General features: G+C 42.1%; 9 protein-coding genes and 1 pseudogene. 5 read left to right on the forward strand and 5 right to left on the reverse strand.

The window, feature by feature from the left end; genetic code table 11:
• Window positions 1-55 precede the first annotated feature (55 nt).
• A pseudogene (locus AB4307_RS22040) lies at window positions 56-281 on the forward strand (ISL3 family transposase); the annotation flags it as partial.
• A gap of 146 nt (window positions 282-427) precedes the next feature.
• Here AB4307_RS22040 and AB4307_RS09345 read toward each other — a convergent pair.
• Window positions 428-1186, reverse strand: coding sequence for an oligogalacturonate-specific porin KdgM family protein (locus AB4307_RS09345; protein WP_114633649.1), 759 nt, complete (start codon window positions 1184-1186; stop codon window positions 428-430).
• 528 nt (window positions 1187-1714) lie between these two features.
• Here AB4307_RS09345 and AB4307_RS09350 point away from each other — a divergent pair.
• Window positions 1715-2752, forward strand: a complete 1038-nt coding sequence (locus AB4307_RS09350; RefSeq protein WP_017069957.1) for a polysaccharide lyase family 7 protein — start codon at window positions 1715-1717, stop codon at window positions 2750-2752.
• 258 nt (window positions 2753-3010) lie between these two features.
• Here AB4307_RS09350 and AB4307_RS09355 read toward each other — a convergent pair whose 3' ends face one another.
• The 3 genes from AB4307_RS09355 to AB4307_RS09365 all read right to left on the reverse strand — a co-directional run bounded on the left by AB4307_RS09355 (window position 3011) and on the right by AB4307_RS09365 (window position 6200).
• Window positions 3011-4378 (reverse strand): MATE family efflux transporter, encoded by a 1368-nt coding sequence (locus AB4307_RS09355; RefSeq protein ID WP_372125180.1) that lies wholly within the window; start codon window positions 4376-4378, stop codon window positions 3011-3013.
• Window positions 4379-4526: 148 nt separating this feature from the next.
• Entirely contained in the window at window positions 4527-5249 is a 723-nt protein-coding gene (locus AB4307_RS09360) for a FadR/GntR family transcriptional regulator (RefSeq protein ID WP_017063624.1), read from the reverse strand.
• A gap of 174 nt (window positions 5250-5423) precedes the next feature.
• Complete coding sequence (locus AB4307_RS09365) at window positions 5424-6200, reverse strand: SDR family NAD(P)-dependent oxidoreductase (protein ID WP_017072470.1); 777 nt, start codon at window positions 6198-6200, stop codon at window positions 5424-5426.
• A gap of 342 nt (window positions 6201-6542) precedes the next feature.
• Between AB4307_RS09365 and AB4307_RS09370 the strand changes: the two genes are divergently transcribed.
• The 3 genes from AB4307_RS09370 (at window position 6543) to AB4307_RS09380 (ending at window position 10151) form a co-directional block, all read left to right on the forward strand.
• Window positions 6543-7262, forward strand: coding sequence for a FadR/GntR family transcriptional regulator (locus tag AB4307_RS09370; protein WP_017072471.1), 720 nt, complete (start codon window positions 6543-6545; stop codon window positions 7260-7262).
• 283 nt (window positions 7263-7545) lie between these two features.
• Entirely contained in the window at window positions 7546-9408 is a 1863-nt protein-coding gene (locus tag AB4307_RS09375; protein WP_017069961.1) for a DUF294 nucleotidyltransferase-like domain-containing protein, read from the forward strand.
• Window positions 9408-10151: a 3'-5' exonuclease gene (locus AB4307_RS09380; protein WP_102394492.1), complete on the forward strand. Its 744-nt coding sequence runs from the start codon at window positions 9408-9410 to the stop codon at window positions 10149-10151. Before AB4307_RS09375 ends, AB4307_RS09380 begins: the two co-directional genes overlap by 1 nt.
• Before the next feature lie 134 nt (window positions 10152-10285).
• Here AB4307_RS09380 and AB4307_RS09385 read toward each other — a convergent pair whose 3' ends face one another.
• A complete protein-coding gene (locus AB4307_RS09385) occupies window positions 10286-11035 on the reverse strand; it encodes an oligogalacturonate-specific porin KdgM family protein (protein WP_048616477.1) in 750 nt (249 codons plus the stop codon).
• Between the last annotated feature and the right edge of the window lie 1048 nt (window positions 11036-12083).

The following is a 12083-nucleotide window of genomic DNA, read 5'->3' on the forward strand; positions in this document are numbered from 1 at the left end:
AGTAAGTGATATGGTTTAGTCGCCAAACAAAAACCATACACAAACGACCGTTTTCATGCCGAATCATACTTTCCTACCTTCATTCTGGGAAGGTTTTCAAATAATAAAGTCTCATCAGACAGCATCACTTATTACCCTGATTCTTAAACCNNGAGTATCAATGGCGTCATGTAAAAGAGACCATGTTGCTCGGTGTTCTTGTTGAACTTTCTGTTTAAACACGAAGAATTAAGTGTCGTAACTGCGGCATAAAAACAGAATCTCTATCTTGGTTAGAGCTTTAAGCTCGTATAACGGAGTGCCTAAAAAGATATATAGAACAAATGCTTACTGAAGATAAAAGCGGCTTTCCCCGGAAAGCCGCGATGAACCATAAAAAAGGCTTAGAAATTTATAAGCCTTTTTAAAGAATGGATAGTCACCATGTTTAAAATGAGTATGTAACACCAACGCGTGTTTTCAACTGACGTTCATTCTCTTCCGCTGAGCCGTAATCTGATGTCCAAAATTCAACATAAGGTCTTAGGTTATCGAATTTATAGCCGATTTTTACACCTAAATCCCATTCCCAATCTTCACCATTCGCTTTGACTTGATCTTCGTAGCTTTTGACGTAGTTCGCCTCATAACTTAATTGAAGGTTTTTTAAATCTTCGTCTTGGAATTTATAAGCGCCAGTCAATGTAAATTTACCTTGCTGAACAGTCTCACCAGCTAATGCTATTTTGTCGCCGTTAACTTTTGTGAGAGAACTGCTTGAACTGTCTGTGTAGTTTTGGAATTCATGACGGTAACGAAGAGCCGTTGTTAGACCGAAGTCAGCTTTATACCCAACACGAAACTGTGGTTTAAATGTTGTTTTTTCATCGCCGAACGTAATAGGCATACCTGGCTGCAAATACCACTTTTCATCTAACGCATAACGAACACCCCAATCAAACTCAGAATCTCCGCGTTCCAATTGGTTATATATATCGCCTTCTGCATTTGGAGCGAACTTTTGTTCAACGCTAAAATATAGCTTTGTCTCGTCTGCTATTTTCGTACTTCCGCCAATTTTAATACGATGCGCGTATTTATCGTCTTCATGCTTATGTTCTGCACGGTAATCAAGAGTTGCGCCAGTCGCTGTGCCTGCAAGAAGAGTTGTAGCAACAATTGCAGCAATTTTTGTAACAGAGTTCATACCTTTGTCTCACTATTATTTTTTATTTTGGATACATCCAATATACCCATGGCTCACAATTTAACACTATAAATGGTATTAAATTAATGTATGACAAATATGGTATTTATTACCGCTTAGTATTTCTGTGATATCTATCAAGAAGTTCTGAATAATGGAGTGAATATATAGTTAAATGTAATGAATGTCCCAGTTTTGCGCCTATTTATTAGGTTGAGCATGACTCGCTTCTCATATTTATAATGCTTGAGAATATACGAAATTAAAAATGTTAAAATAAGACAAATATTCGATTTATCTTTGGGGTTTGGTGGTGATGGCAACCTTGGTTGTTACGAGTGGCTGCTTTATCCAAGAGATCTTGTTCGAAAAGATAAGAGCTGTATTTGAGTGTGTTTAACAAGCTGTTAACCCTAATTTTTGTGGTTGGACTATTTAAATTGAAGAAAATAGTTATTGCGAATCAGTGTTCAAAGTATTTTCTGTGCTGAGAGAACTTGGTACTTATTTAACAATAAAGGATGAGTCATGTTTAAGAAAAACATATTAGCAGTGGCGCTATTAGCGACTGTACCAATGGTTACTTTCGCAAATAACGGTGTTTCTTACCCCGTACCTGCCGATAAATTCGATATGCATAATTGGAAAATAACCATACCTTCAGATATTAATGAAGATGGTCGTGTTGATGAAATAGAAGGGGTAGCCATGATGAGCTACTCACATAGTGATTTCTTCCATCTTGATAAAGACGGCAACCTTGTATTTGAAGTGCAGAACCAAGCGATTACGACGAAAAACTCGAAGAATGCGCGTTCTGAATTACGACAAATGCCAAGAGGCGCAGATTTCTCTATCGATACGGCTGATAAAGGAAACCAGTGGGCACTGTCGAGTCACCCAGCGGCTAGTGAATACAGTGCTGTTGGCGGAACATTAGAAGCGACATTAAAAGTTAATCACGTCTCAGTTAACGCTAAGTTCCCAGAAAAGTACCCAGCTCACTCGGTGGTTGTTGGTCAGATTCACGCTAAAAAACATAATGAGCTAATCAAAGCTGGAACTGGTTACGGGCATGGTAATGAACCACTAAAGATCTTCTATAAGAAGTTTCCTGGCCAAGAAATGGGTTCAGTATTCTGGAACTATGAACGTAACCTAGAGAAAAAAGATCCTAACCGTGCCGATATAGCTTACCCTGTTTGGGGTAACACGTGGGAAAACCCTGCAGAGCCGGGTGAAGCGGGTATTGCTCTTGGTGAAGAGTTTAGTTACAAAGTGGAAGTGAAAGGCACCATGATGTACCTAACGTTTGAAACCGAGCGTCACGATACCGTTAAGTATGAAATCGACCTGAGTAAGGGCATCGATGAACTTGATTCACCAACGGGTTATGCTGAAGATGATTTTTACTACAAAGCGGGCGCATACGGCCAATGTAGCGTGAGCGATTCTCACCCTGTATGGGGACCTGGTTGTGGCGGTACTGGCGATTTCGCTATCGATAAAAAGAATGGCGATTACAACAGTGTGACTTTCTCAGCGCTTAAGTTGAACGGTAAATAGCACATAGCATAACCAATAGGCTAGCTAGACGCAGTCCTTAAGGAATATTTTCGAAGACCACTTAACCGAATGTTGAGTGGTCTTTTTGTTTTATATGAGTTTTAAGATGACCTTGGTATTAATGTGACCTTGGTATCAATGAGGGTGTGCTGAAGCCTACCAATGAATGGTACAGCTAAAACAATACAACCTTGTCAAAAGACAAGGTTGTATTCAGAACGCGTGGGAAGATTTTAGGACGGCAACTCGATACGGAGTTTAGTCATACATCAACTCTTTAGCTTTGTCGGCATCAAACTCTTTAAGAGACTTTCGAGCCAAATGACGGAATGGGAAAGCTTTAACGACTTCTTCGAATGGTTGGATAGCGAAAGCCCAAAAGATAGAACCGTCTAATCCAAAGATGATCAATGCACACAATGGAATTGAAATTACCCATTGACCAGTAAAGTTGATTTTGAAGACTGCGGTCGTTTTTCCTAGTGCTCTTAATACATTCCCATGAACCGTGTTGTAGCCACGGACAATCGGCAAGAAGATGTAGAGTGGGGCGATAACGGCCAATGCTTGATAGGTAGACTCATCCAAGTTCGGGTAAATGTCACCAATAACCAGACTTAATCCTGCGAACAAGATTGCACACACAAAAGAAATGACGACCGCAATATCAATACTGGTATCGACGTTTTTGACTAGGTCATCCATCTTTTTAGAGCCAATCGCTTGGCTGATAGTAATTGCGGAAGAGTGAGCCCAAGCAGTAATAAATTGAGAGACAGCCCTGATCCAAGGCATCACCAAAGTAATCGCAACATACGCGTTGATGTTAAGTTGCGAATACAGTAACTGATAAATCGTTGCGCCAATCAATAGCATGGTTACATTTGCTGCGACAGGGAATATCTCGATAAAGTGACGACGAACGTTTGTCATGAACTCAGATCGCTGGGCGTCTAATTTGAGTGAAATTGCTGAGCTCAAATACACGCAAAGAACCAGATACACAAGGCGAAGGGTGATAGCAATAACACTGCCTAGCGCGGCGCCTTGAACACCAATACCTTCGAAATTTGAAAAGCCGTGAATGAGTCCATAAGAAAGTACAGCGTTGATCGGCAATTCAATCAAATACCCTTTAAACGGTATCTTGGTTCTTCCTAATGCATTAAATAGGGCGATAATTACTTGCGTTAATGCTGTGAAAATGACGAGATACTTTGAGATATCAAGGTAGTGGCTGATTTCTAAGTAAAGGGCTTTATCGTCGGTTAAGGCTTGAATTAAAGGCTGTTCTAAAAAGGTGAGCAGAAACCAAAATATTGTCGCGATACCTAAGTTGATGAACAGACCTGCCCAAAACGCTTTGGATAATGAAGCGGTAATGCCAGAACCCACGGCGCGGCTTAATACTAGCTGAGTGCCGTTTGCCAGCGCCATTTGAATACCGAGTACAAAAGCAACCATAGTGGTCGCAATTCCCATGGCAGCCAAAGGTATTTCACCAAGAGGAGAGACAAGCAGTGTGTCGATCATCAACATCGACTGCATCAAGATACCGTTTAAGGCGAGGGGCCAGGCGAGAGAGAAATTTTTCCTTACGTACGATTGTGAAGACACAAACAACACCTTATGTGTATAACCGTAAGCTTTCTCTGAGGTGGCGGAGTAGAGCGTTTAAAGAAGAAAACACTACGGTAGTTGATGGTTAAAAAATGGGTGCTAAAACAAGACTGACTTGTGTCTTTGAAAAACAAGTCAGTTTGGTTAATCTCGGTTATGCGATGGCTAATTCAACCCTAGAGAGCTTTTGGTTCTCATCGTCTAGCAGGACTTGAGAAGCAATTCGAGCTTGCTTGGCATCGCCAGACATTATTGCGTCGTAAATCGCTTTGTGTTCTTCTAAACAGAAGCGACCGCCTTCAGCGGAGTGGTCGATAAACTGCTTGAAGATAGTCGACAGAATGTTCGCGAATGGAATGTAAAATTGATTACCTGTCGATAAGAAAATCGTTTGGTGAAACAGGTGATCGTTGGTCGTCCACTCTTCATAATCGAAGCTATTTGCTGCGATGGTCATTTTCTGGAAAAGAATCGAAAGCTCTTTGCGTTGCTCTACAGTTGCATTGGTTGCAGCGAGTGCACACGCTTCCGGGTCAATCGCTTTTCTTAAGCCTAAAAATTGAGACAAGAAGGGTTTAGTATCTTCTAAATCTTGGATCCAGTACAGCAATTGCGGGTCCAAGAAGTGCCACTGTGTTCTCGGTTTGATACGAGTGCCCACTTTTGGCTTCGACTCGATTAAACCTTTTGCCGAAAGTAGCTTAGTTGATTCTCGAAGGGCAGTTCTGCTCACTCCAAAGATTTCGCACAGCTCCATTTCGCTGGGTAACTTTTGATTTTCTTCTAACTCGCCTGACAAGATCTTGCGAGCAATTTGTCTCGCCACTTGAACATGAATTCGGCGGCTTGAATCTTCCACCAATGTAAATATTGACATTTAAACCACCTGAAATTGAAACTTTGAAAACACTAAAAGCCAGACGAATCTGGTGTTTAGTGTCAGTGTATACGTCGAATTTAGTGTGAGGTTTTCCCTCATCTACTCGGGTCTGTTAACCTTATATAGTGTGGCGAACTTAAATCGCTGAGTGAGCTTATATAAACCAGCTAACTAGGGCGTTATTTGTCCGCCGTTAACATCTAGGATTTGACCTGTGATGTAACCGCTGCAAGCGTGCGATGCAAAGAAAGCGAATGAAGGGGCAACTTCATCAATATGGCCAAAGCGTCCCATTGGAATGTTGTTAGCAATGGTCGCTTTCAAATCGTCGCTCTTGCCATCGTGAAATGCGGTGTCGATAGTGCCCGGTGAAACAATGTTGAAACGGATATTGTCTTGCGCGAACTCTTTCACCCAATTGCGGTGAATGTCGTGTAACCAAGCCTTAGACGCGGCATAGATGCCTGCACCAACACCACCGCCTTCGCGAGCGGCGATAGATCCTGTGCTAATCACACAAGATGTTTGCCCGGACTCAGCAGCAGAGGCGCGTAAGTGCGGGATAGAGAACTTGGTTGTCATCAGCGCAGAGCGAACATTAAGGTTCATTACGCGCTCATAAAACTCATCATCGATATTTTCTAGATTGGCGCGACCACCAAGGCCACCGGCGTTGTTAATCAACACGTCCATGCCACCAAAATGATCAGTGAACTCTTTGACTAACCTTTCGCACTCTAATGTGTCCATTAGGTTTGCAGGAAAAAAGGCAACATCGCCACCCAGTGCGGTAAGTTCAGATAGAACGTCATCGACTTTTGGGCTGAAAGCACGACTATTGATGCCGATTTTTGCGCCGTATTTTGCAAAGACACGTGCGGTAGCTAAACCCATACCAGCAGTAGAGCCAGTAATTAGAATGCGTTTGCCTTTTAAATCGTTAAACATCAGAGCCGCCTATATTGTAGATTATTCACGCCAATAAATCATACAATAACACTTGCTATATTCAAGGGTGTTTATCTAAAAACGGGTTATTACCGACATAAATAGTGAGAGTAAGGGTGGTTTTGTGAGTTCACGCATACATTGAAATAGTAAATGAGAACTATTTGTATGAATTAATAGGTTGAATTGGTTTTATAAACCTAAAGATGAGCAGGTTTGTGAAATATTGCTCCAACCTTTACTGGTAGTGACCTCACGTTATTCTGATGCTGTGTTGGTGAAGATATAAATCAGTGCTATAGTCCGAGTTAAATAATACATATCTAATCGGTAAGTAGACACATGGCTGGCTCTTTCAATTCTATTTCAGGCTCTAAGCGAAGCCTTCATGTGCAAGTTGCACGTGAAATCGCCCGTGGTATTTTGTCGGGCAATTTGCCTCAAGGTTCTATTATCCCTGGTGAGATGGCTCTGTGTGAGCAATTTGGTATCAGTAGAACAGCATTAAGAGAAGCGGTTAAGCTTCTGACTTCAAAAGGCCTATTAGAATCTCGTCCTAAGATCGGTACTCGCGTTGTTGACCGTGCATTCTGGAACTTCTTAGATCCACAATTGATCGAATGGATGGACGGTTTGGCCGATACAGACCAATTCTGTCATCAGTTTTTGGGTTTACGCCGCGCGATTGAACCAGAAGCGTGTGCTTTAGCTGCTCAGTTCGCGAGTGCAGAACAACGCATTGAGCTGTCTGGTATTTTCCAACAAATGGTAGAAATTTCTAGCGAAGAAACGCTTGATCAAGAGCGTTGGCTAGATATCGACATGAAGTTCCATAGCCTGATCTTCAATGCAACAGGTAACGACTTCTATCTTCCATTTGGTAACATCTTAACGACCATGTTTGTTAACTTTATTTCTCACTCTTCTGAAGAGGGAAGTACTTGTATTAACGAACACCGCCAGATTTATGAAGCAATCATGGCAGGTAATAGTGACAAAGCACGCCACGCGTCAGCAAGTCACCTGTTAGAAACAAACCACAGATTACCAGCCGCTAGTTAATTGTTTTCACTGTTATTTTAGCTTTGATCGTTTTGCATTATCGACGAGAGGGCATTCTCGTAAAACTAGGGTAGTCAAAGTTAAAATTACGGTTATTCAAAAGCTAATTTCAGCAGTGACCTCTAAAAAGCACGTTTGATACGTGCTTTTTTTGCATCCAAATTTGATGAAAACCTGACTGGTGTCCAATATTTAATCTATTATTTGCTGTTTCGTTAAAAGCACTAGTAACCAGTATTTTAAGTTATATAATAATACTAATTAAATTATTGTGAGTGTGATTATGCCTCAGTCTCTACTGCCAAATATTCTTCAATTCATAGGTCAAATCGACCCATTCGATAAGATCCCTAAACAAGCACTTCGCGAACTTGCCTCTAACGTGCAAATTACTTATCTCGGCAAGGGAGATGTGGTCGATTTGTGTGAGTCTGGGAAGGAAAAATCGCTCTATATCATTCGAACGGGCTCTATGGAGCAACGAAAATCGGATGGTGTGCTTCGTGCCCGTCTAGGCAGTGAAGATTTGTTTGGCTTTACGTTCTTAGATTCTGAAGTCAACGACGAAAAAGGCTATAGAGCTGTCGCAATCGAAAACACCTTACTTTATGTGATTCCACACTCGGCACTTCAAACGCTTTTCAAAGCCTTTCCAAGTTGCGCAGAACACTTTGCTTCACAGGCGCAGGTTCGCTTGAAGTCGGCACTGGATGTGGTCTGGTCGAATAAAGAGAAAGGCCTGTTCATTCGTAAAGTTGAGGAAGTGGCAAGCGGGCAGGTGGCAATTGTTAAGTCTGAGCAAACCATCCAGTCGGTTGCGGTTGAAATGCTTCATCAACGCTCACCGTGTGCCGTGATCTATGAAGGTGAAACCATTGTTGGTTTGATCACCGACCGAGACATGACTAAGCGAGTGATTGCCCACGGCGTGAGTACTGATAGCCTGATCTCAGAGGTAATGACGCACTCTCCACTTACTGTAAAACCGGATGATCTGGTGCTGCATGCGGCCTCTATCATGATGCAATTTAATATCCGTAACTTGCCCGTTGTGAAAGAGAATAAGGTCGTTGGTCTTCTTACTACGTCTCATTTGGTTCAAAACCACCGTGTTCAAGCGATATTCTTGATCGAGAAAATCAAATACGCGGGCAGCGTGAAAACCATGTCTTCGTTCACCTCAGAGCGACAAGCTATTTTTGAAGCGCTGGTGGAAGGTAAAGTGGCGCCTGAAACCGTCGGCAAGGTAATGACCATGATTATGGACGCCTACACCCGTCGATTGATTCAAATAGCGATTGATAAGTTAGGCCCACCACCGTGTGATTTCTCTTGGATCGTAGCCGGATCGCACGCACGTAATGAAGTGCACATGTTGTCGGACCAAGACAGCGCGATTGTTCTTGCTGACGATGCAACCGACAGTGACCGTATTTACTTCAAACACTTAGCGATGATGGTGACCAACGGCTTAGCAAGCTGTCACTACCCATTATGTCCAGGTAAATTCATGGCTGCGACGCCAAAATGGTGTCAGCCACTCAGTGTATGGAAGCACTACTACAAGAAGTGGGTGGCTAACCCAGAGTACGAACGCTTGCTTAATATCAGTGTGTTCCTAGAAATTCGTACTATCTACGGCAACAGTGAGTTTGAAGGTATTCTGCGCGATGAGCTGCATAGCAATATTCGCGGTAACCGTGAGTTTTTAAGCACGCTAGTGAAAGACGCGGTCAATACCAACCCGCCACTTGGCATCTTCAATAGCTTAGTGCTAGAGAAGTCAGGTGAGAATAAGAAAACGTTGAACGTGAAGAAGTACGCGATCAACTTGATTATCGACTTAGCGCGTATTTATGGCCTTGCTGTGGAGTGCGATTTGTCGGCGACTGACGAACGTTTCGCTGCTGCCAATGAAAAAGGCATGCTGAGCGACGATGCATTCAAGAACATTCTGGGTGCTTACCAGTTCATTCTCTCTTTCCGTTTTGGCCATCAACTTGAAGCGCTGAAGAACGGGGATGTGCCTGACAACAACATCAACCCAGATAGCTTTGGTAGCTTTGAGCGTAAACACTTGAAAGATGCCTTTAGGATCATTGCTGACCTTCAAGAAGCGGCGAAAATTCGTTTCGGAGCACGTTAATGAAGCTATGTTCAACTAATAAATGTTTAAAACGAATGCTAAACTATTTTCACCCGCTTGAACGAATTAAACGCAAGCGTAAGCAATATTTGGGTACGGTTAAGCTGCCAGAAGCGTTACATGATCTGGTAGAACAGCCTTGTCCTGAAATGACGGATTTGGCCAAAGACAGCGACTATATCGTGTTGGATCTCGAAACCACAGGCTTAGACAGCGAACAAGATCTTATCTTGTCTATGGGATGGGTCGATGTGGTGAAAGGACGAATCGATTTGGCTTCTGCCAAGCATATCTACCTGAACAATGATTCTCAGATTAACGCTGAAACTGCGGTGATTAACCACATCACACCACAGATGCTGGAAGAGGGCGCATCTATTCATGATGCGATGCTCGCTTTCTTCGAAGCAGCGAAAGGCAAGATTATCGTCGCGCACGCGTGTGTAGTCGAAGAGAAGTTCATTAGCCAATACCTTCTTCGCTGCTACGGTTTAAGAGCGATTCCTCTGCTTTGGCTTGATACCTTGTGTATTGAGAAAAGCATGGAGAAAGCGATCAGCAATCATGAAGAAGTCGATTTAACCTTGGCAGGGACTCGCGAAAGGTACGGGCTTCCTGAGTACAACAGCCACAATGCATTAGCCGATGCCGTTTCGACAGCGGAATTGTTTTTGGCTCAGCAGAAGCGAGTTGTGCCTAACGATAATGTGACCGTTGCCTTTCTCTATCGGATTAGTCACTAGGAAAAAGAGCTGCAAGTGCGCGGCTCTTATTTTACTGATTTTAAAGGAAAAAAAGCCAGCGATTAAGCTGGCTTTTGTTTAGGTCTTAGAAAATTAGGACAGTAATTATCTTAGATTATTCATGTAGCTATCGATTAGAAGCTGTAAGTTAGACCAACACGGCTACGCAGTTCACGAGTCGCTTTAGTTGATGAAGTGCTCACATCACCAAACTCTACATATGGTGCCCATTGACCCATAATATGGCGAATGCTTGCGTTCAACTCGTAGTTGGTATCGTCGTTGTCGTAGATGTCATAGCCATCCGCTTTGTAGTAGTTACCTTCTAGACCAAAGCGCCAGTTTTCCATTGAGTAGTTAACGTTTGCCGTTAGACGGTGACGACGTTGATTAGAAACGTTTTTATCAACCGTGATTGGAACACCGTCACTATCAACAATAACATCACCATTGTCATCGAATTGATACTCTGAGCTGCTAGTGTTCTGTCTCATATCGTAACGGTAACGAGCACTTAGGCTTAGACCATCAACGCTATCCACTTTGTATGTTGCACGAACTTGAGGCTTGTATGTAACGCCAGATTCACGACCTTCAATTGGCATACCGTAAGTCATTGTCCAGTTATCGTTTAGTACATGACGGTAGTTTAGACCAAGCTCCCAACCATTGTTCTTCAAATCTTCCATGAATTTACCGTCTTCTCCCTTGAATTTCGCTTCGATATCTACAAGGAAGTTGCCAATGCTATCGCCAAGTTTTACACGAGTAGCGTGTTGATCTGTATGACTCTTGTATTCGTGTCTCATATCGAAAGACGCAGCAGATACAGAGCCAGCAGCGAGTACAGATGCCACAGCAATCACGATTTTAGTTTTATTCATGGTATTAATTCCATATTTATAGGTTGAGTATTGGCCATAATTACAAGCCAAATAGAGTAGTTCTTGTCTTAAATGCATTTTGTTTTTGAAATTATTTCTTGGTTATTTCAAATTTATTTTGCATTTAAATAATACAAATATGGTAGCGATCCGAGGCGTGATGATCTGTGAACTTGATCGTGTTGTTAGGACAAAACCACTATTTACAAAGGGTTACAAAATCGAGTTGTTTTGTTAAGTTGATGTTTTTTAGTGATTTGTTTGGCTGTTGATAATGGTTTTGAAGAGTTTTGTTCATCAATAAATGTGCGCTACAGCAAAAAATTGAACCTTTAGATATCATTTTTATTTGTAATACATTATTATTTACTAACTTTCTTTAGCAACACATAACTTTGCTGTGTTGATTGCATGAACAGACGGTGTGAAGCCGAATAAGTAAGAGTGGTCTTGAAGCTAAATGGATTAAATCCACCGCTTTAAGAACATGAGACATTTACTTGAGGTGATTTAAAGCTCAATCAGAGAAGGTTTGAAATGTAGTAGGCAAGGTAGTGACATAGCCTGCTATATAAGTATGAACTTGATAGGAATGAACTGGGTTCGAATCGTTACCCGTTGTCCTCATCAGCGACAAAGAAGAAATCGTTGAAGTGCTTGCGAAAGCATTTTGATTATTGCTCCCAACTATTCTAATTATAACTTCTGCTTTCATCTAGAAAGGTAGGAGATGGTAGTCGAAGATCTACCCTTGCGCTCATGTTGATACAGGCAACATGAGCGTTTTTTTATTTTAAATTTGAGTAGAGAGTCGTGTGCGGCTCAATAAGCGTGTAAACCGCGGCTTAAGAATAGGCTTTTAGGTTGATGACAACACGCTCAAGTGAGTCTGTTACAGCATCAAAGCCACGAACATTCACGCTTAATCACATGAATGTTCGTTTCCCTTCTCTTCTCTTCTCTTCTCTTGTCTCTTAGTTGCAGACGTGTAGCTGCAAACTTTAACAGCAGGCGTTTAGTTATATCAAAGAGCTCCGTGAGAGCTGTT

This window comes from Vibrio sp. 10N.261.52.C2 (genome assembly GCF_041471425.1).
Classification (GTDB): Bacteria; Pseudomonadota; Gammaproteobacteria; order Enterobacterales; family Vibrionaceae; genus Vibrio; species Vibrio crassostreae_C.

Excerpts from the sequence above, each read along its gene's own strand:
- AB4307_RS09345 (WP_114633649.1), bottom strand. The coding sequence starts at position 1,186 with ATGAACTCTGTTACAAAAATTGCTGCAATTGTTGCTACAACTCTTCTT.
- AB4307_RS09350 (WP_017069957.1), top strand. The coding sequence starts at position 1,715 with ATGTTTAAGAAAAACATATTAGCAGTGGCGCTATTAGCGACTGTACCA.
- AB4307_RS09360 (WP_017063624.1), bottom strand. The coding sequence starts at position 5,249 with ATGTCAATATTTACATTGGTGGAAGATTCAAGCCGCCGAATTCATGTT.
- AB4307_RS09365 (WP_017072470.1), bottom strand. The coding sequence starts at position 6,200 with ATGTTTAACGATTTAAAAGGCAAACGCATTCTAATTACTGGCTCTACT.
- AB4307_RS09370 (WP_017072471.1), top strand. The coding sequence starts at position 6,543 with ATGGCTGGCTCTTTCAATTCTATTTCAGGCTCTAAGCGAAGCCTTCAT.
- AB4307_RS09375 (WP_017069961.1), top strand. The coding sequence starts at position 7,546 with ATGCCTCAGTCTCTACTGCCAAATATTCTTCAATTCATAGGTCAAATC.
- AB4307_RS09380 (WP_102394492.1), top strand. The coding sequence starts at position 9,408 with ATGAAGCTATGTTCAACTAATAAATGTTTAAAACGAATGCTAAACTAT.
- AB4307_RS09385 (WP_048616477.1), bottom strand. The coding sequence starts at position 11,035 with ATGAATAAAACTAAAATCGTGATTGCTGTGGCATCTGTACTCGCTGCT.